This is a genomic window from Photobacterium sp. R1 (assembly GCF_054600795.1).
On the sequence record NZ_BAAHZP010000004.1, the window covers coordinates 309,848 to 329,696 of the forward strand.

The following is a 19,849-nucleotide window of genomic DNA, read 5'->3' on the forward strand; positions in this document are numbered from 1 at the left end:
GCTGAGCAATTTAGTGCAAGGCAAGCATTACAGGTCTGCAGTGTGCTCAGACAGGTAAGCAGCAACGCCTTTAGGAGAAGCGTCCATACCCGCTTTACCTTCTTCCCATTGTGCCGGGCAAACTTCACCGTTCTTCTGGTGGAAGTTCAGAGCGTCAACCATACGCAGCATCTCGTCGATGTTACGGCCCAGTGGCAGGTCGTTCACAACTTGGTGACGAACAACACCTTCTTCGTCAATCAGGAAAGAACCACGGAAAGCAACACCAGCTTCTGGGTGCTCAACGTCGTATGCTTTACAGATTTCGTGCTTCACGTCAGCAATCAGAGGGTATTTCACCTGGCCGATACCGCCGTTCTCAACAGCAGTGTTACGCCATGCGTTGTGAGAGAACTGAGAATCGATCGATACACCGATAACTTCAACGCCTTTCGCTTGGAAGTCAGCGAAACGCTTGTCGAAAGCAATCAGTTCAGAAGGACATACGAAAGTGAAGTCCAGTGGGTAGAAGAATACAACCGCTTTTTTACCTTCAGTGAACTGCTTGAAGTTGAAGTTTTCAACGATTTCACCGTTACCCAGAACTGCAGCAGCTGTGAAATCTGGTGCTTGACGACCTACTAGTACCATGTTGGTGCTCCTAATATTGGAATGATTACCACCCCCAAAGGGCAGTCCCTGATAAAACAGGACACACTATAGCGAAAGTGCTACATTGAAAAAAGTGGAATAAATAGATTATTACAATCGAAAAATACGATGAGCAAATTTCCCTCGCTTAAACAGCTTCATTATCTGGTTACACTCTATGAAACCCGCCATTTTGGCGAAGCGGCCAAACAATGCTTTGTCAGTCAGTCGACTTTAAGTTCCGGTATTCAGAATCTTGAGGATCTGATCGGCTGCCAGCTGATTGAACGGGATAACAAAGCGCTGGTTTTTACCGCGACCGGGGAAGAAGTGGTGGTCCGCAGCCGTGAACTGCTGGCACGAACCCAGGACATGATGGAACTCACCAAAAGCGGCGACGATACCATGGCCGGACAGGTCCGGCTGGGATGTATTCCGACGATCGCTCCTTTCCTGCTGGGCGATCTGGTTCAGGCGGTCAACCGGCGTTACCCGCAGCTTCATCTTTTGTTGCGAGAAGACACCACGGATAATTTGCTCAGTGCTTTGCGCAATGGCGATATGGATGTCCTGATTCTGGCGCTGCCGGTTGAAATCAGTGGTATGCACAGCCAGGTTGTGGGTCGGGATCCGTTCAAAATGGTGCTCAGCAAAACACAGGCTTCTCAGGTGACGGCCCCGTTACGATATGCAGATTTACCCGACGAATCTGTCTTTTTACTTGAAAAAGAGCACTGCCTGACCGGTCATGCTGTCTCAGCTTGTCAGTTAACCAGTAAAGAAAAAATTAATCCCTTCACGGCCACCAGTCTTCATACACTGGTTCAGATGGTGTCGAACGGCTTAGGTTCGACATTCATTCCCCAGATGGCCATCAAACATGGTTTGGTTGATAACCCGGATCTGGTGATACTGGATCCGCCCGGCCAAGCCGCATTTCGGGAAATTGGTCTGGTCTGGCGGCCCACGTCGAGCCGAATTTCCACTTTTCAGAGCCTCGCAGAGATAGTCGCAGCCCTGCTTTAATCACATTCAGGATGCCCGGCAGAGATATTTTTATTTTTTGGTGAAATATTCTGCCGATCCTCAGTTCCTGTGAATCTTTGTTCTGTTGCGTATTTTTCGCAAGTGATTCATTTTGTAGGTTTTTTTTGTTTCGCTCAAAAAAACAATTCTGTTTTCCGCGGCTTTAAACCTCTCCTGAGTGTATGACTCTCCAAATTCTCGACTATAAATGTATTTAGATTGAGTGGCTTGCAATCATTTCATGCTCACCTTTTTGTTTAAAACGTATTTTTCAAACTTGTTGCTATTGAGTGGTTTGGTAATTTAATTACGTAATATGTGACATTTTTCCTTGTTCCGCAGTAAGGCGGGGAAAAACCGAATATATCGTTCAAACCTGTTTTAATTTAGTGTTTTGAGTAATAACTCTATTTCATTTAATTTATTGATTTTATTGGGTTTGTTTTGTTTTTGTATCTTTCTTGTTTTTCTGGATGTTTGCCATTGATGATTTATTCAGGCAACGTATAGACCATGTTTACGCCAAAGGTGGTCTAAGATAAACATCAGCTGTTCGAATTTCAGGTGGTTATTTAGTTACATTTGGTCGTTTTGATGTAAATGGGGAGTTTACATGGATATGGAAAATCAATATCAGTTTGGTCAACTGACCCTGACGGCACTGTCAGAAGCACAACGCGATATTCTGAGTGATGAGGCAGTGTCTTTTGTTGAAAAACTGGTGACCCGATTTGCTGCCCGTGTGCCGGAACTGCTGGCGGCACGTGAAGCGCGTCAGCAGGCGATTGACGGCGGACAGCTGCCGGATTTCCTGCCTGAAACTCAAAATATCCGTGAAGGTGACTGGACCATTCAGAATATCCCGGCCGATTTGCTGGATCGCCGGGTTGAAATTACCGGTCCCGTTGATCGAAAAATGGTGATCAATGCCCTGAATGCGAATGTCAAAGTGTTCATGGCTGATTTTGAAGATTCATTTGCGCCCGCCTGGAGTGCGGTTATCGACGGGCAGCGCAACCTGCACGATGCAGTGAATCGCACCATCAGTTACACCCAGCCTGAAACAGGAAAGGTGTATGCCCTGAAAGACGACCCTGCGGTGCTGATCTGCCGGGTACGTGGTTTGCACCTGCCGGAAAAACACGTGTTGTGGCATGGCACGCCGATTCCCGGAGCACTGCTGGATTTCGGTCTGTACTTTTTCCATAACCACAAACAGCTTCTGGCCAATGGCAGCGGTCCTTATTTCTACGTGCCAAAGCTTCAGGCATATCAGGAAGCGGCCTGGTGGAGTGATGTCTTCAGTTTTGCGGAAGATGAGCTGGGTCTGTCCCGCGGCACGATTAAAGCGACGGTGCTGATTGAAACCTTACCTGCAGTGTTCGAGATGCATGAAATTCTGCACAGTCTGAAAGAACACATTGTGGGACTGAACTGCGGCCGCTGGGATTACATCTTCAGTTATATCAAGACATTGAGAAATCATCCGGACCGTATTCTGCCGGACCGCCAGGTCGTGACCATGGACAAGCCGTTTCTTAATGCCTATTCGCGTCTGCTGGTGAAAACCTGTCACCGCCGCGGTGCGTTTGCCATGGGGGGAATGGCGGCTTTCATTCCATCCAAAGATCCGGAGCAAAATGCCTGGGTTCTGAACAAAATTCAGACGGACAAAGCACTTGAAGCCCAAAACGGTCACGACGGAACCTGGGTGGCGCATCCGGGGCTGGCTGATACCGCCCGTGCTGTTTTCGATGCCTGTCTGGGTGACCGGAAGAACCAGCTGGATGTGACCCGGGACAGCGATGCACCAATCACGGCGGCTGAGCTGCTGGCCCCTTGCGATGGCGAGCGGACGGAAGACGGCATGCGCCACAATATTCGCGTGGCTGTTCAATATATTGAGGCCTGGATTTCCGGAAATGGTTGTGTGCCGATTTACGGTCTGATGGAAGATGCGGCGACTGCAGAAATCTCCCGTGCATCAATCTGGCAGTGGATCAAACACGGCAAGACATTAAGCAATGGTCAGGTTGTGACTAAAGCACTGTTTGAGCAGATGCTGGCTGAAGAGATGCAGGTACTGTCGCAGGAAATCGGCGCTGAGCGTTTCCGGCAAGGACGCTATCAGGAAGCGGCCGCGATGATGGCCCGGTTAACGACCAGCGATGAACTCGTGACCTTCCTGACGCTGCCCGGTTACGAATACCTGGAATAGCCGTTGCGAGACTGAAAAACGCAACGCCAAGGAACATAAAACAAAAAGCACTGTGTGCAATTGCCTCTGTCCGGCCTGGCCGGGCAGGGGAAGCCCAAGAAAACCCATTGAAAACTGAACCGCAGAACCTCCAGATTTTGCGAACTATCGTCACATAATACGAGGGATTTATTATGACTCTGACTCGCCAGCAACAGATTGAAGCCATTGAAAAGGACTGGGCTGAGAATCCGCGTTGGAAAAACGTGAAGCGTACTTATACAGCGGAGGATGTGGTGAACCTGCGTGGTTCGGTCGTCCCGGCGAACACACTGGCACAACGCGGTGCTGACAAGCTGTGGGATCTGGTGAACGGCTCTGCGAAGAAAGGCTATGTCAACTGCCTGGGTGCGCTGACTGGTGGCCAGGCGGTGCAGCAGGCCAAAGCCGGCATTGAAGCGATTTATCTGTCAGGCTGGCAGGTGGCGGCGGACAACAATACCGCCTCTTCGATGTACCCGGATCAGTCACTTTACCCGGTAGACTCTGTACCTGCCGTCGTGAAGCGTATCAATAATTCTTTCCGCCGTGCTGACCAGATCCAGTGGGCAAACGGCAAGAGTCCTGAAGAGGGCGGCATTGACTACTTCCTGCCGATTGTTGCGGATGCGGAAGCAGGCTTTGGTGGTGTCCTGAATGCTTATGAACTGATGCGCAGCATGATTGATGCGGGTGCAGCCGGTGTTCACTTTGAAGACCAGCTGGCTTCGGTGAAAAAATGTGGACACATGGGTGGTAAAGTTCTGGTGCCGACTCAGGAAGCGGTACAAAAACTGATTGCGGCCCGACTGGCTGCGGACGTTTCCGGAACGACAACCCTGGTGATTGCGCGTACTGATGCGAATGCAGCAGACCTGCTGACCTCTGATTGTGATGCTTACGATGCCGACTTCATCACAGGTGAGCGGACTCAGGAAGGTTTCTACCGTGTACGTGCCGGGATTGATCAGGCGATTGCCCGTGGTCTGGCTTACGCACCCTATGCTGACCTGATTTGGTGTGAAACCGCAACGCCGTGTCTGGAAGAAGCGCGTCAGTTTGCAGAGGCGATTCATGCGAAGTATCCGGATCAGCTGCTGGCTTACAACTGCTCGCCTTCTTTCAACTGGGAGAAGAATCTGGATGCAGAGACCATTGCCAAGTTCCAGCAGGAACTATCGGATATGGGCTATAAGTACCAGTTCATCACGCTGGCAGGTATCCATAACATGTGGTTCAACATGTTTGAACTGGCCCATGCCTATGCGCAGGGCGAAGGGATGCGTCATTATGTCGAGAAAGTACAACGTCCGGAATTTGCTGCAGCAGAGAAGGGTTATACCTTTGTGGCACACCAGCAGGAAGTGGGAACCGGCTATTTCGACAAGATGACCAATGTGATTCAGGGCGGAAACTCTTCGGTGACTGCACTGACTGGCTCGACCGAGGAAGATCAGTTCTGAGCAGACTGATCGGATTGACCGAGCAATCTATCCTAGTTAGTCCATTTCGCAGCGGTTGCCTGCAAAGGTATTGCGATTAGCGTTATCTTCTGCTGCGTGAGGCGGGTGTACTGCCAGCCTCACCGGGATAGCACTTTAATAATGAAATTGTTATCGCCTTGGGAGCCTCCGGCTCCCCTTTTTATTTTTTGGGCAAAGCCGTTCAAGCCGGCAATTCTCACCTTGATTTCCTTTATTTCTCAACACGTATCTGGCGGACCAGTGAATCACGGCTTTCCAGCCAGTAAGCTTTTGATGCCTGCATCAGTCTCGGATAGAGAATGAAAAAGCTCTGCTCCAGCGCCTGATAATGGTCGGAGAGAAAGGGCGGGCATTCTGTCAGCGCCTGTAATTTGGGACGTCTGACGGCCATTCTTGCCAGCGCCTGATGAATGGCTGATTCCTGTTGATACTGTAATAACCATTCCTGCGCCCACATGCGACGGGTCATTTGCTGGTAGCTTTCCGGTTCCGGTTCCTGAAACTGTTCAATCTCACGTCTGGTCTGCCGGACAAACTGGGCTAGGGGTAAGTCATGGAAGACCGTCCAGTGCCGGGCCAGGTAATGGTCCCAGATCATATCGAGGGCAATGCCGCTGACCCGCCGGATCGCCGGGGGAAACTGTTGCCGCCACGCTCTGACTTCGGGCTGACTGTCGATATAGCTGTCGACAAAGCGGTGGAGTTTGATCCCGGCAGCAACGTCCGGTGTATAGAAACGATATGGATCCCCTCGAACAAAGTCGGCGAGCAGGTTTCCGGTGAGGTTGCTTTGACAGTGATCGGCCAGGTGGAGATGTGCAAGAAAATTCATGGTGTTCGTCATGTGGTCGCAGGTAACTCTCATTGAAACTGTAACAGCAATTTGCGGAATAGGGCAGCACGGAAGGTCTGTCAGAAATTCGGTGTGGACCGTACAGGGCATTGCACAAAAATGCGGTATTGCGTCCAACTTTCAAACGTGGTGGCTCGAACAGCAAAAGGAAGCCGGCTTTGGCGGTTTATGTCACATCGTGACTGGAAGTTTTTTATACACTGTTATTGAGGGTTGTTGATCTTTCGTGGTTCTTTTTTGTCCGGGGATAATGATTGAAAGCCGGAGTGAATCTGTTGGGTCTGTTACCGCCTGGTACTGCCGTGTGGTCGGCGAATCGTGGGTCGCGAACGTGTATCACGGGGCAGGAAGAATCAGTAACTGACTGTAAAAAAGACGAATGGTTAACAGATACAGGGCGTTGCTAAATATTCTTTCGGCGGGGTAGTGAGAATGATGAAAAGAACGATATTTCAATGGGCAGCCGCCGGGATTGTGGGGGGATTGATCACGGCAAGCTGTTCTGTTTTTGCTGAGCAAAATTCTGCTCAGGAAGAGAATGCGCCTGTTGCAAGGGTGATCGGCGGGACTACAACCTACGCAGGAGAGCTGCCTTGGCAGGCACTGATTTATATTGATTACGGCCGGGACGGTAACGAAGTTTATCAGTGTGGCGGCGTGATCATTGATATGGATACTGTGCTGACAGCCGCACACTGTATGAAACATAACAATGTCGCGGCACAGTCGAACGAGGTTCTGGTCTGGGGGGGGATTACTTCAACCAGCAGCGCGACGATCGGAAACGCCCATACTGTGGCCAGTGTGACAATTCATCCAGGCTATGACGCCTCTACTTTCGTCAACGACATTGCGTTACTCCGTCTGAATACCGGCTTTTCGAGTTCAGTCCAACCCATTCAGCTTGCCACGGTCAGTGAGCAAAATCAGGCTGATTTAGCCTTCGAGAATAGCTACGTCCATGGGGGGGAGAGTCCTGAAAATTTGCTGGTATCCGGTTGGGGACGAACGTCAGCAGATCCGGATGCGGCGGTCTCTCAGGATTTGCAGCATACTTTGCTTACCGGAGTGCCTGACGATTATTGCAACAGTGTCTGGAGTAATATTAATTCAACGAATCTGGATAGCTTTGTGTGTGCGATTTCTCCTTTGCCCAATGTTGATCGGGATAGTTGCCAGGGCGATTCCGGTGGTCCGCTGGTGTGGCAGAATCCACAGGCCAGTGCTGATGCTGATTTTGGCTTACGCTTGGTCGGACTGGTCAGTTTCGGCGCCCAGTGCGCATCAGATGTACCTGCGGTGTACACGGAGGTCTCCCATTTCAGAACCTGGATTTGGACGATTACCGGCACCGGTTTTGATTTTGACCCTGATCCGGTTTTCACGAGTGATCCTTTTTCAGCGGAAAATTCAGCGCGTCTGAATAGAGAGACGTCAACTCATCAAACGGTCGGTTATGCCGGCAGCGGCGGAAGTGGCGGCAGTATGGCTCCTGGGATCCTGATCGTATTGTTTGGCTTGTTCTTTTGGCGAAGCCGCGAAAAGTCAATCAGATAACCTGCTGTTTCTTTCTCTCTGGGCCTGCTGAGCGATGATACCGTCATTGCTCTCAGGCTGTTCAGTCTTCACCTTTTCCCCTTCTGCTCAGTCTCACCTGCGGTGCTGCAAAGGGGGTCGCAACTTTAACCCTGATTATCAGTTATGCAACAAATGCTGAATTTCGGCGGGCTTTATAATTAACCCACTGTCTTTCAGAAGGGGATGTAGTGATGAAGGCCCCTGTCGCTATCTGCCTGTTTTATCTCAGTTGTTTCTTCATGTTTGCTTCGTTATCAGTGCATGCGCAGGATGAAGAATCGGGTACACCGAATGAACAGGCGCCTCAGGCAACAGCCCGGATTATTGGCGGTATTCTTACGCAACCGGGAGAATTGCCCTGGCAGGCTTTTGTGAGAATCGACTTTTCAGAGAACGGCACTGAAGCATACCAGTGCGGAGGTGTGGTCATTGATCAGGAAACAGTACTGACCGCTGCACATTGTATGGTGAATGCCGGGCGGGTGGCGACACCTATGCATGTCCGGGTATGGGCCGGGATCACGTCATTAGAAGATGCGGGCAATCAGAATCTTGCCCCTGTGAGTGCCGTTATTGTGCATCCCAGTTATAACAGCAGTAATTTCAATAACGACATTGCTATCCTGCGTCTGGCGATCAGTTTACCCCCAAGAGCAATACCCATCCGAATTGCAACGGTTGCAACACAGCGTCGGGCCGATGCTGAGTTTGTCAGTACCTGGGTGGTCAACGGAGTACGTCCCGCCAATTTGCTGGTCAGCGGCTGGGGCAGTGATTTTCCCAAGAGCGAAAAAGGCGTCATGTCTCTGAATCAGACTTTGCTGTCCGGCGTGCCGGACAGGAGCTGTGATGCGTTATGGGGCAGCACGGTTTATCCGCAGGTTTACAGTCTGTTTGTCTGTGCCGGACCGCCATCGCCGGAGCTGTACCGGGACAGTTGCTTTGGTGACTCTGGCGGGCCTCTGGTTTGGCAGGATCCCCAGGCGAGCAGTGATTCGGATTTTGGTCTTCGCTTGGTGGGGCTGGTCAGTTTTGGGGAAGGATGCGCGGGGAATCTGCCGGGAGTGTACACCCAGGTGTCGACCTATCTCGATTGGATCGGCTCTGTCTTGGGCAGTCGTTTCAACCCCGCTCCGGCTTCAGTGTTTGCGGTAAATCCTTTTTTGCAGGATTACAGTAAAGCCGGGCTGGAAGATTTTGGTACCCGGACAAACAGTAGCAGCGACAGTGGGGGCAGTCTTTCATGGCTCACATTATTTGCTCTGTTGTGGCTGGCTATCCGGCGTTTTCGTGTCTGAGCCGGACGGAAATCATTTCATCCCATTTCAGCGGGCTTGATATTGCAGTGTGGCAGCCTATACTAGCTGCCTGCTGTAATTTAGGGCCTAAAAAATGCAAGTTTCAGATTTTCACTTTGACCTTCCCGACGAATTGATTGCGCGTTACCCGCAACCTGAACGCTCTGCGAGCCGTCTGCTGCATCTGGACGGAAACAGCGGTGATGTACAGCATCAGTCGTTTAAAAATGTGTTGGATCTGGTGCAGCCAGGTGACTTGCTGGTCTTTAACAATACCCGGGTTATCCCTGCCCGTATGTTTGGCCGGAAAGCCAGCGGCGGTAAGCTGGAAGTGCTGGTCGAGCGATTGTTAGATGACAAGCGCATTCTGGCGCATGTCCGTGCATCTAAAGCTCCGAAGCCGGGCACTCAGCTGCTGCTGGGTGAGAACGATGAGTTCGAAGCCGAAATGGTCGCGCGCCACGATGCTTTGTTTGAAATTCGTTTCAACAGTGAGCTGACGGTTCTGGAGATTCTGGAGACGGTCGGACACATGCCGCTGCCGCCTTATATTGACCGTCCGGATGAGGACGCGGATAAAGAACGTTATCAGACGGTTTATAACGCAAAACCGGGTGCAGTTGCAGCGCCAACAGCCGGACTGCACTTTGATGATCAGCTGCTGGCAGATATCAAGGCGAAAGGCGTTGAGTTTGCTTTCGTGACCCTGCATGTTGGTGCCGGAACTTTCCAGCCGGTTCGCGTCGATAATATTCACGATCACCACATGCATGCTGAGTACGTTGAAGTGCCGCAGGACGTGGTCGATGCGATTAAAGCCACCCGAGCGCGTGGCGGACGTGTCATTGCTGTCGGGACGACGTCGGTTCGTTCACTGGAAAGTGCTGCGCAGGATGCCCTGAAAAAAGGGACTGAGCTGGTTCCTTTCTTCGGTGACACCGATATCTTTATTTTCCCTGGTTATGAGTTCCAGCTGGTGGATGTGCTGATTACCAACTTCCACTTACCGGAATCGACGCTGATCATGCTGGTGAGCGCCTTTGCCGGTTATGAGCACACGATGAACGCTTATCAGCAGGCAGTGGCGCAAAAATATCGTTTCTTCAGCTATGGCGATTCGATGTTTATCCGTCGCCGTCAGGCATAAGCGGGCAAATTTCCGGCTGTAGGGCACAGTTTGGTGCCTGATAACCGGAAAATCCGAACTTTTTAATGAATTCACTGTCTGGCTTTTGGCCGGACAGTTTGCGATCTCGCTGAGATCACAGTGCATCAGGCGATGGCCTTGTGCATTTATCTTGGGTCAACTGACCTGAATGTCAGACTGTTTCTCTGGCTTTTGGAGGCTTTGTGAAATTTGAATTAGATAAAACCCAGGGGCGTGCACGTCGCGGCCGTCTGGTCTTTGAACGTGGCACGGTTGAAACGCCGGCCTTTATGCCTGTGGGTACTTACGGCACCGTGAAGGGCATGACGCCGGAAGAAGTGAAAGAGACCGGCGCACAAATTCTGCTGGGCAACACGTTCCACCTGTGGCTGCGCCCGGGTCAGGAAGTGATGAAACTGCACGGCGACCTGCATGACTTTATGCAGTGGCAGGGCCCGATTCTGACCGATTCAGGCGGTTTTCAGGTCTTCAGCCTGGGTGATATCCGTAAGATCACCGAAGAAGGTGTACATTTCCGTAATCCGGTGAACGGCGACAAGATTTTCATGGATGCAGAGAAATCCATGGAAATCCAGTATGACCTGGGCTCCGATATCGTCATGATCTTTGACGAATGTACGCCTTACCCGGCAACGCATGATGAAGCCAAGCAATCGATGGAAATGTCTCTGCGCTGGGCGAAACGCAGCCGCAACCATTTCGATAAACTGGAAAACAAAAATGCCCTGTTCGGCATTGTGCAGGGAAGCGTTTACGAAGACCTGCGTGATGTTTCAGTGAAAGGTCTGACCGAAATCGGCTTTGACGGCTATGCAGTCGGTGGTCTGGCTGTGGGTGAACCGAAAGAAGACATGCACCGTGTGCTGGAACACACCTGTCCGCAACTGCCGGAAGATAAGCCTCGTTACCTGATGGGTGTGGGTAAACCGGAAGATCTGGTTGAAGGTGTTCGCCGCGGTATCGACATGTTTGACTGTGTGATGCCAACCCGTAACGCACGAAACGGCCATCTGTTTGTTACGGGCGGTGTGATCAAGATCCGTAATGCGAAACATAAAACGGATACAAGCCCACTGGATCCGCACTGTGACTGTTACACTTGTCGCAACTACTCGAAGGCGTACCTGTATCACCTGGATAAATGTAATGAAATTTTGGGTGCACGCCTTAATACAATCCATAACTTACGTTACTATCAGCGTTTGATGGAAAGCATTCGTCAGGCGATTGAAGAAGATCGTTTCGACGCATTTGTAGAAGAGTTCTACACGCGCCGGAACCGCGAAGTTCCACCATTGAAAGACGTTTAACTATAACGAGGACGTGAATAAATGAGTCTTTTTATTTCTCAGGCACACGCAGCTGCCGAAGGTGCACCACAAGGTGGCGGCATGCAGCTGTTCATCATGCTGGCCCTGTTTGCGGTTATTTTCTACTTTATGATTTACCGTCCGCAGGCGAAACGGGTGAAAGAGCATAAGAACCTGATGGCCTCGATGGGTAAAGGTGATGAAGTTCTGACAAACGGCGGTCTGGTCGGCAAGATCACGAAAGTTTCAGAAGAAAATGACTACATTGTGATCGCGCTGAACGACACAACTGAAGTTACGATCAAAAAGGATTTTGTTTCTGCCGTGCTACCAAAAGGCACCATGAAATCTTTGTAATTTATGGCTTTGAAGGATCTTCTCAGTGTTAAACCGGTATCCCTTGTGGAAGAACCTGATGGTGGTGTTCGCACTGCTGATCGGTTTGCTTTATGCGCTTCCCAATGTGTTCGGTGAAGATCCAGCGATCCAAATCTCCGGGGCGCGTGGCGCCTCGGTAGAGATGTCCACGCTGGATACGGTGACCGAGCAACTTAATCAAGATAATCTCTCCTATAAATCTGTCGCATTCGAAAACGGGGCTATTCTGGTCCGCTTCAAAGACACTGAGACTCAAATCAGTGCCCGCGATTTACTGAATCAATTTCTCGGCGACAACTATGTTGTTGCGCTGAACCTGGCACCATCAACACCGCAGTGGCTGGAAAGCCTGGGTGCCACGCCAATGAAACTTGGCCTGGACCTGCGTGGCGGTGTGCACTTCCTGATGGAAGTGGATATGGATGCTGCCATGGAAAAACTGCTGAGTCAGCAGGAAGACACTTTCCGTTCTGAGCTTCGTGAAGCCCGCATTCGTTACCGCGCAATCAGCATCAAAGACAATGGTGTCGAAATTCGTCTGCGTAACGACGAGCAAGTTCAGCAGGCCAAACGAGAACTCTCGAAATTACATCCGGACATGCTGTTCATTGAAGGCAGCGGCTTCGCATTGAAAGCCAGCTTCAGTGAAGCCCGCATGCAGGAAATCCGTAATTATGCCGTGGCTCAGAACATTACCATTCTGCGTAACCGTGTGAATGAGCTGGGTGTGGCTGAACCATTAGTTCAGCGTCAGGGTGCAAACCGTATTGTGGTTGAGCTGCCGGGTGTTCAGGATACAGCGCGCGCGAAAGAAATTCTGGGTGCCACGGCAACACTGGAATTCCGCGAAGTGGACGGCAGTGCCGATCTGGCCGCGGCTGCTTCCGGCCGTGTTCCGCCGGGCAGTGAAGTGAAGCGTTCCCGTGACGGTAATCCTGTTGTGCTGAAAAAACGAGTGATTCTGGAAGGTTCACACATTACGGATGCCAGCTCCAGCAATGATGAGTATGGTCGTCCGCAGGTCAACATCTCGCTGGATAGTGAAGGTGGGAACAAGATGACGGCTTTCTCACGCAGTAACGTGGGCAAGCTGATGGCGACGCTGTTTATTGAATATAAAGACAGCGGCAAGCGTTCTCCGGAAGGGAAAGTGATTCTGGAGAAACATGAAGAAGTCATCAACCAAGCGACGATTCAGACTGCACTGGGCCGTAATTTCCGGATTACCGGAATTGATACTCAGGCGGAAGCGCATAACCTGGCGCTGTTACTGCGTGCCGGTGCCCTGATTGCACCTATTTCCATTGTGGAAGAGCGCACGATCGGCCCGTCTATGGGTCAGCAAAATATCGACATGGGTATCCAAGCCTGTATTTGGGGTATGGTTGCCGTCATGTTGTTTACTCTGCTTTATTACCGTAAGTTCGGCCTGATCGCCAACCTGGCACTGGCCATGAACCTGGTGCTGATTATTGGCGTGATGTCGATGATTCCGGGGGCGACCATGACGTTGCCGGGAATTGCCGGTATTGTCCTGACGGTCGGTATGGCGGTAGATGCGAACGTGCTGATTTTTGAGCGGATCCGGGAAGAAATTCGCGAAGGCCGCAGCCCGCAGCAGGCAATTCAGCAGGGTTATGCGAATGCATTCAGCACAATTGCAGATGCCAATATCACCACACTGATCACCGCGATTATTCTGTTCGCTGTGGGGACTGGCGCCATTAAAGGCTTCGCCGTGACCCTGTCGATCGGTATTCTGACCTCTATGTTTACAGCCATTGTAGGCACCCGGATGCTGGTGAACCTGCTGTATGGCGGTAAACGTATCGATAAGCTGTCGATCTAAGGAGACGCTGACATGTTTCAAATCTTGAAAGCGGATAAAGTGATCGACTTTATGCGTTGGTCGAAACTGGCCTTCGTTCTGTCTGCGGTCATGATCATTGCGTCAATTGGCGTGGTGGTCACCAAAGGGATGAACTGGGGGCTGGACTTTACCGGCGGAACCCTGATTGAAGTGGGCTTTGAACAGCCGGCCGATCTGGGCAAGATCCGGACGTCGCTGGAATCCGCTGGCTTCGATGATGCTATTGTGCAGAACTTCGGTACGGCCCGTGATGTCATGGTCCGTCTTCAGCCGCGTGATGGTGTGGCCGGTGAAACACTGGGCAACCAGGTGCTGGATGCGTTGCGTAACGGGACGCACCAGAATGTTGAAATGCGCCGGATTGAATTTGTTGGCCCGAATGTGGGCGATGAGCTGGCCGAAGCGGGTGGCCTGGCAATTCTGGTGTCGCTGATCTGTATTCTTTTGTATGTATCGATTCGTTTTGAATGGCGTCTTGCAGCTGGTGCGGTTCTGGCACTGGCTCACGATGTGATCATCACAATTGGTATTTTCTCACTGATGCAGATTGAAGTGGACCTGACAATTGTGGCGGCCTTGCTGACGGTTGTCGGTTACTCACTCAACGATACCATCGTTGTCTTTGACCGGATTCGTGAGAACTTCCGGAAGATGCGCAAGGGCGGTCCGTCAGAAGTGATGAACAATTCGATCACTCAGACTTTAAGCCGTACCCTGATCACTTCCGGCACGACATTGTTCGTGGTGATTGCCCTGTTCCTGAAAGGCGGCACCATGATCCATGGCTTTGCAACAGCATTGCTGATTGGTATTACGGTCGGTACTTATTCTTCCATCTACGTGGCTTCTGCACTGGCGCTGAAACTGGGAATTACCCGTGAGCACCTGATGCCACCAAAAGTGGAAAAAGAAGGCGAAGAATTCGACGCGATGCCTTAATGAATCCGATGGCCTGGCATGTTCGGGTTGTCGTGATGGCTGAAGTTGAAGCATAAAAAAAGCCCCGGCATTCTTGCCGGGGCTTTTTTGTATGTCAGTGTCAGACTTATTTATTCAGTGCTTCACTGCCGTGTTCACGGATTTTGGTCAGGATTGGTTTCACGACACGAACGTTACCCGCAACAATGTTGCCCGAAGTCAGGTAATTGGTGTTACCGGTGAAGTCGGTGCAAATTGCGCCGGCTTCGCGGGCAATCAGTTCACCAGCCGCCATTTCCCAAGGCTTCTGACCCAGCTTGAATACGCCGTCAACACGGCCGGCTGCCAGGTAGCACAGATCCAGTGAAGTTGAACCAGACTGACGCATGTCGTCACAATCAACAAACATAGCTTGCTGGATTTTTGCGAAGCTTTCCGCGTGCTGTTTTGCAGCGAAAGGCAGGCTGGTCGCCAGAATCGTACCAGTCAGGTTACGTGGCTGAGAAGCACGGATGCGCTGGTTGTTCAGCTGTGCGCCAGAACCACGGGTTGCAGTGAACAGTTCGTTACGGGAAGGATCGTATACAGCGGCAATTTCAGTACGGCCGCGCATACGCAGCGCAACAGAAATCGCAAAGTGCGGTAAGCCGCGAACGAAGTTTTGAGTGCCATCCACCGGGTCGATGATCCATTGACATTCTTTGTCACGGCCTTCCTTTGTGCCGGACTCTGCACCGACGATGCAGTGATCAGGATAAGACTTCAGAATCGTATCGATAATGATAGCTTCTGCTTCTTTGTCGATATTGGTGACAACGTCGTTGCCTTTTTTACTGACTTCAATGCCTTGTGGTTTTTCTAAAGACTTAGCGACATGGTCACCGGCTTTACGCACAGCACGGATCGCGATATTTAGCATCGGATGCATAGGATCTTCCCAACGGATGTTAAAGAACTAAAAAGCGGCGGCGAGTATATCAGAGCCTGTACAAAAAGGAAGTGGTTATTTTTTGTCCGGGCATTGAAAGCTCAGCCTCTTTTACAATGTTTTCCCCACTTTATGACAGGCTGTGCTAGAATCCCCCGGTTTTGGAATCGGAGTTGGAAAACACGCTCTCATGTTAGATCAAATTCGCGTGGTGCTGGTGGGCACATCCCATTCAGGCAATATTGGTTCGGCGGCTCGCGCCATGAAAGTGATGGGCCTGAGTGAATTGGTTCTCGTGGAACCGGCCTGCGAAATTGATGGCCAGGCCATTGCGCTGGCTGCCGGTGCTGCGGATATCGTTGAGAACGCCCGTATTGTGAACAGCCTGGATGAAGCAATTGCTGACTGTGGTTTGGTGGTTGGTTCCAGTGCGCGTTCCCGTACTTTAGAATGGCCCCAACTGAACCCGCGAGAGTGTGGTGTTAAGGCTGTTCAGGAAGCCGCGTCTCGGCCGGTTGCTTTGCTGTTTGGCCGTGAACGTATTGGTCTGACCAATGAAGAGCTGCAAAAATGTCATTGTCATGTGTATATTCCTGCTAACCCAGAATACAGTTCACTGAATCTGGCGATGGCGGTTCAGACAATCAGTTATGAAGTACGCATGGCTTATCTGGATAAAGAGGCTCAGGCTTTTCCGGCCGAAGCTCAGCCAGAATACCCGAGAACAGAGGAACTTGAGCGCTTCTTTGATCATCTGAATGATGTCATGGAACAGACGCAGTTCATCAGTAATCGATCCGGCATGGTCATGGCCAAACTTCGTCGCCTTTTCGTGCGCGCCAGACCAGAAGAGCAGGAGCTGAATATCCTGCGCGGCATCTTGTCTTCTGTACAAAAATCACTTGCCGGATTGAAGAAATAGTTTGTGAATGAACAGGATAAAACCTGACTAATTTACTCAGGTATATACTTGACCATTTTAGTCAGGTATGCGACACTGCTGCCATAGATTCGAGTTGGTAGCGGTGTGTTATGAGATTGACATCAAAAGGACGGTATGCAGTGACGGCCATGTTAGACGTCGCTCTGCATTCTCAGGAAGGTCCAGTCCCTCTGGCTGATATTTCAGAACGTCAGGGGATTTCACTGTCTTATTTGGAGCAGTTATTTGCTCGCTTGCGTAAAGCCGGTCTGGTTGCGAGTGTCCGCGGTCCCGGCGGTGGTTATCGTTTGGGTGATGATGCGAACCAGATTGCAGTCGGGACTGTGATTGCTGCCGTTGACGAGTCTGTCGATGCCATGAAATGCCATGGTAAAGGAGACTGTCAGGGAGGCGTCCGTTGCCTGACTCATACGCTCTGGCATGATCTCAGCACCCGTATCAGTGATTTCCTGAACAATATCACCCTGGGTGAACTGATGCAGGACAATGACGTACTCGAGATTTCAGACCGTCAGGAACAACGCCTTCAGAAGTCGTCTTTTGGACATAAGAATACACACGACAGCGCCACTATAGGTGTCGATGTTCGCTCCTAGCGCCCAGCGGCCCGTGTTTTTGGAGATGAAGATGAAACTGCCAATATATTTTGATTATTCCGCTACTTGCCCTGCAGACCCACGTGTTGCTGAAAAAATGATGCAATGCCTGACCATGGACGGAAACTTCGGTAACCCGGCCTCCCGTTCACACCGTTTTGGCTGGCAGGCCGAAGAAGCAGTCGATACAGCCCGTGAGCAAGTGGCTGACCTGCTGAATGCCGATCCACGTGAGATTGTATTTACTTCAGGCGCGACGGAATCTGATAACTTGGCGATTAAAGGTGTGGCCCACTTCTATGCGAAGAAAGGGAAGCACATCATTACCTGCAAAACCGAGCACAAAGCGGTACTGGATCCTTGCCGCCAACTGGAGCGTGAAGGCTTCGAAGTTACCTATCTGGAACCTGAATCGAACGGCCTGATTGACCTGGCTAAGCTGCGTGATGCAATGCGTGAAGACACGATTCTTGTTTCAATCATGCATGTGAACAACGAAATTGGTGTGATTCAGGACATCACTGCGATTGGTGAAATGTGTCGTGAAAATGGCGTGATTTTCCACGTGGATGCTGCCCAGTCTGCAGGTAAGCTGCCAATCGACGTTCAGGAAATGAAAGTTGACCTGATTTCACTGTCTGCACACAAGATTTACGGCCCGAAAGGCATTGGCGCACTGTATGTTCGCCGTAAGCCGCGTATCCGCCTGGAAGCTCAAATGCACGGTGGTGGTCATGAGCGTGGTATGCGTTCTGGTACTCTGGCAACGCACCAAATCGTGGGTATGGGCGAAGCGTTCCGTATCGCGAAAGAAGAAATGGAACAAGACCGTCAGCATGCGCTGGCACTGCGTAACCGTCTGCTGGAAGGCGTGAAAGATATCGAAGCCATGACGGTGAACGGTGACCTTGAGCAGCGTCTGCCAAACAACCTGAATATCAGCTTTGCTTTTGTTGAAGGTGAGTCACTGCTGATGGCGCTGAAAGATCTGGCTGTTTCTTCCGGTTCTGCCTGTACTTCGGCAAGTCTGGAGCCTTCTTATGTGCTGCGTGCACTGGGTCTGGATGATGAACTGGCTCACAGCTCAATCCGTTTCTCTTTCGGTCGATTCACAACGGCGGAAGAAGTAGACTACGCAATTTCGCAAATCCGTACCGCAGTCGAAAAACTGCGTGAGATGTCACCGCTTTGGGATATGTACAAAGAGGGAATCGATCTGAACACAGTTGAGTGGGCGCACCACTAAGTTGCCGTCTGCACGAATTCGAGGAAACTACCATGGCATATAGTGACAAAGTAATTGATCATTATGAGAACCCGCGTAACGTGGGCTCATTTGACAAGAATGACAAAAACGTCGGTAGCGGTATGGTCGGTGCACCAGCCTGTGGCGACGTGATGAAGCTGCAAATCAAGGTCTCTGATGAAGGTATCATTGAGGATGCACGCTTTAAAACTTACGGTTGCGGCTCTGCAATCGCGTCCAGCTCACTGATTACCGAGTGGGTGAAAGGGAAGACCCTGGACGAAGCTGCAGCGATTAAAAACTCTGCCATTGCAGAAGAGCTGGAACTGCCTCCTGTGAAGGTACACTGCTCGATTCTGGCTGAGGACGCTATCAAGGCAGCAGTCAGCGATTACAAAAAGAAACATCCAAGCAATTAATGAAATAAGGGTTGTTGTTTATGGCCATTACCATCACTGAAGCGGCAGCGGACCGTGTGTCGGCTTTTCTGGAAAATCGAGGCAAAGGCATTGGCCTGCGTCTGGGTGTTCGTACCTCAGGATGCTCTGGTATGGCCTATGTCCTTGAGTTTGTTGATGAGCTTGACGAAGGTGATCAGGTGTTTGAGCAAAACGGCGTTAAAATTATCGTCGATGCCAAAAGTCTGGTGTACCTCGAAGGCACTGAGCTGGATTTCGCCAAAGAAGGTTTGAATGAAGGCTTCAAATTCAACAACCCGAATGTCTCCAGCGAGTGTGGTTGTGGTGAAAGCTTCAACGTCTAACATTTGCTGAGATCAAGGCATTGCCTGGGCGCGGACATTCTGCACCGCGCCTTTTGCTTGTAAACCGATATCAGACGCCATATGAATCATTTCGAACTCTTCGGGCTACCTTTCCAGTTTGAATTGGACGGTAGCCTTCTTGCCACTCGCTTCCGTGAATTGCAGCGCCGTTTCCACCCGGATAATTTTGCGACCGCTTCTGAGCGTGACCGCCTGATGTCGGTTCAGAAAGCTGCACAGATCAATGATGCTTTCCAGACCCTGAAAAATCCGGTCAGCCGCGCTGAATATATGCTGGCTGAAAATGGTGTGGATATTCGCGCCGAGCAGCAAACGTTGCAGGACCCAGAGTTTCTGATGCAACAGATGGAGCTGCGCGAGGCGCTGGAAGAGATTCCTGATTCAGATGATCCACATGCCGCTCTGTTTGAATTTGATCAGCAGGCTGTGAGTTTACAAAAAGCCCAGCTTGCTGAATTGCAACAGCTGTTGGAAGCCGGTGAATGGGAACCTGCCGCTGATGCAGTCAGAAAACTGAAATTTATTGATAAGCTGCGCCATGAAGTCGAGCGTCTGGAAGAAACGCTGTTCGACTGATTTCTATGAAACATTACCCACTTAAAG

The 19,849-nt window shown here is 50.9% G+C and carries 19 protein-coding genes; 16 read left to right on the top strand and 3 right to left on the bottom strand.

Translation table 11 applies throughout. The features are described from left to right. Positions 1 to 27: 27 nt before the first annotated feature. Positions 28 to 630: a peroxiredoxin C gene (locus tag ACYP03_RS09260; RefSeq protein WP_248141226.1), complete on the bottom strand. Its 603-nt coding sequence runs from the start codon at positions 628 to 630 to the stop codon at positions 28 to 30. Between the two features lie 129 nt (positions 631 to 759). On the opposite strand from ACYP03_RS09260, the gene ACYP03_RS09265 reads away from it, so the two are divergent. The 3 genes from ACYP03_RS09265 (at position 760) to aceA (ending at position 5,355) form a co-directional block, all read left to right on the top strand. Further along, positions 760 to 1,656 (top strand): hydrogen peroxide-inducible genes activator, encoded by an 897-nt coding sequence (locus tag ACYP03_RS09265; RefSeq protein ID WP_330960582.1) that lies wholly within the window; start codon positions 760 to 762, stop codon positions 1,654 to 1,656. A gap of 619 nt (positions 1,657 to 2,275) precedes the next feature. Then, entirely contained in the window at positions 2,276 to 3,874 is a 1,599-nt protein-coding gene (gene aceB, locus ACYP03_RS09270; RefSeq protein ID WP_459779437.1) for a malate synthase A, read from the top strand. A gap of 173 nt (positions 3,875 to 4,047) precedes the next feature. Next, positions 4,048 to 5,355 (top strand): isocitrate lyase, encoded by a 1,308-nt coding sequence (gene aceA / locus ACYP03_RS09275; protein ID WP_248141223.1) that lies wholly within the window; start codon positions 4,048 to 4,050, stop codon positions 5,353 to 5,355. 232 nt (positions 5,356 to 5,587) lie between these two features. On the opposite strand, the gene ACYP03_RS09280 is transcribed toward aceA, so the two are convergent. Continuing rightward, entirely contained in the window at positions 5,588 to 6,208 is a 621-nt protein-coding gene (locus tag ACYP03_RS09280; RefSeq protein WP_459779351.1) for an acyl carrier protein phosphodiesterase, read from the bottom strand. A gap of 456 nt (positions 6,209 to 6,664) precedes the next feature. Here ACYP03_RS09280 and ACYP03_RS09285 point away from each other — a divergent pair, with 456 nt between their 5' ends. The 7 genes from ACYP03_RS09285 (at position 6,665) to secF (ending at position 14,770) form a co-directional block, all read left to right on the top strand. Then, positions 6,665 to 7,786 carry a S1 family serine peptidase gene (locus ACYP03_RS09285; RefSeq protein WP_459779354.1) on the top strand — a complete coding sequence of 374 codons (1,122 nt, stop codon included), beginning with the start codon at positions 6,665 to 6,667 and terminating at the stop codon, positions 7,784 to 7,786. A gap of 212 nt (positions 7,787 to 7,998) precedes the next feature. Continuing rightward, positions 7,999 to 9,105 (top strand): S1 family serine peptidase, encoded by a 1,107-nt coding sequence (locus tag ACYP03_RS09290; RefSeq protein ID WP_459779439.1) that lies wholly within the window; start codon positions 7,999 to 8,001, stop codon positions 9,103 to 9,105. 94 nt (positions 9,106 to 9,199) lie between these two features. After that, the gene (gene queA / locus ACYP03_RS09295) at positions 9,200 to 10,252 is read left to right on the top strand and encodes a tRNA preQ1(34) S-adenosylmethionine ribosyltransferase-isomerase QueA (protein ID WP_459779357.1); all 1,053 of its coding nucleotides are present in this window, start codon (positions 9,200 to 9,202) and stop codon (positions 10,250 to 10,252) included. Positions 10,253 to 10,455: 203 nt separating this feature from the next. Next, entirely contained in the window at positions 10,456 to 11,583 is a 1,128-nt protein-coding gene (gene tgt, locus ACYP03_RS09300) for a tRNA guanosine(34) transglycosylase Tgt (RefSeq protein ID WP_248141219.1), read from the top strand. A gap of 21 nt (positions 11,584 to 11,604) precedes the next feature. Next, on the top strand, positions 11,605 to 11,940 hold the full coding sequence (gene yajC, locus ACYP03_RS09305) for a preprotein translocase subunit YajC (protein WP_036751515.1): 336 nt from the start codon (positions 11,605 to 11,607) through the stop codon (positions 11,938 to 11,940). 25 nt (positions 11,941 to 11,965) lie between these two features. Further along, positions 11,966 to 13,810 (top strand): protein translocase subunit SecD, encoded by a 1,845-nt coding sequence (secD, locus tag ACYP03_RS09310; protein ID WP_459779360.1) that lies wholly within the window; start codon positions 11,966 to 11,968, stop codon positions 13,808 to 13,810. 12 nt (positions 13,811 to 13,822) lie between these two features. Continuing rightward, positions 13,823 to 14,770, top strand: a complete 948-nt coding sequence (gene secF / locus ACYP03_RS09315) for a protein translocase subunit SecF (protein ID WP_248141217.1) — start codon at positions 13,823 to 13,825, stop codon at positions 14,768 to 14,770. 106 nt (positions 14,771 to 14,876) lie between these two features. Here the strand turns inward: secF and suhB are convergent, their stop codons facing one another. After that, positions 14,877 to 15,677: an inositol-1-monophosphatase gene (suhB, locus tag ACYP03_RS09320; protein WP_248141216.1), complete on the bottom strand. Its 801-nt coding sequence runs from the start codon at positions 15,675 to 15,677 to the stop codon at positions 14,877 to 14,879. A gap of 190 nt (positions 15,678 to 15,867) precedes the next feature. Here suhB and trmJ point away from each other — a divergent pair, with 190 nt between their 5' ends. From trmJ to hscB, 6 genes are all read left to right on the top strand, one after another. Beyond that, a complete protein-coding gene (trmJ, locus tag ACYP03_RS09325; protein ID WP_248141215.1) occupies positions 15,868 to 16,599 on the top strand; it encodes a tRNA (cytosine(32)/uridine(32)-2'-O)-methyltransferase TrmJ in 732 nt (243 codons plus the stop codon). A gap of 110 nt (positions 16,600 to 16,709) precedes the next feature. Then, the gene (gene iscR / locus ACYP03_RS09330; RefSeq protein ID WP_248141214.1) at positions 16,710 to 17,216 is read left to right on the top strand and encodes a Fe-S cluster assembly transcriptional regulator IscR; all 507 of its coding nucleotides are present in this window, start codon (positions 16,710 to 16,712) and stop codon (positions 17,214 to 17,216) included. A 31-nt stretch (positions 17,217 to 17,247) separates the two neighbouring features. Continuing rightward, positions 17,248 to 18,462 carry an IscS subfamily cysteine desulfurase gene (locus ACYP03_RS09335; protein ID WP_248141213.1) on the top strand — a complete coding sequence of 405 codons (1,215 nt, stop codon included), beginning with the start codon at positions 17,248 to 17,250 and terminating at the stop codon, positions 18,460 to 18,462. Between the two features lie 32 nt (positions 18,463 to 18,494). Beyond that, complete coding sequence (gene iscU, locus ACYP03_RS09340; RefSeq protein WP_036751529.1) at positions 18,495 to 18,881, top strand: Fe-S cluster assembly scaffold IscU; 387 nt, start codon at positions 18,495 to 18,497, stop codon at positions 18,879 to 18,881. A 20-nt stretch (positions 18,882 to 18,901) separates the two neighbouring features. Beyond that, a complete protein-coding gene (gene iscA, locus ACYP03_RS09345; RefSeq protein WP_248141212.1) occupies positions 18,902 to 19,225 on the top strand; it encodes an iron-sulfur cluster assembly protein IscA in 324 nt (107 codons plus the stop codon). Positions 19,226 to 19,306: 81 nt separating this feature from the next. Continuing rightward, positions 19,307 to 19,822: a co-chaperone HscB gene (gene hscB / locus ACYP03_RS09350; protein ID WP_459779366.1), complete on the top strand. Its 516-nt coding sequence runs from the start codon at positions 19,307 to 19,309 to the stop codon at positions 19,820 to 19,822. Positions 19,823 to 19,849: the final 27 nt, after the last annotated feature.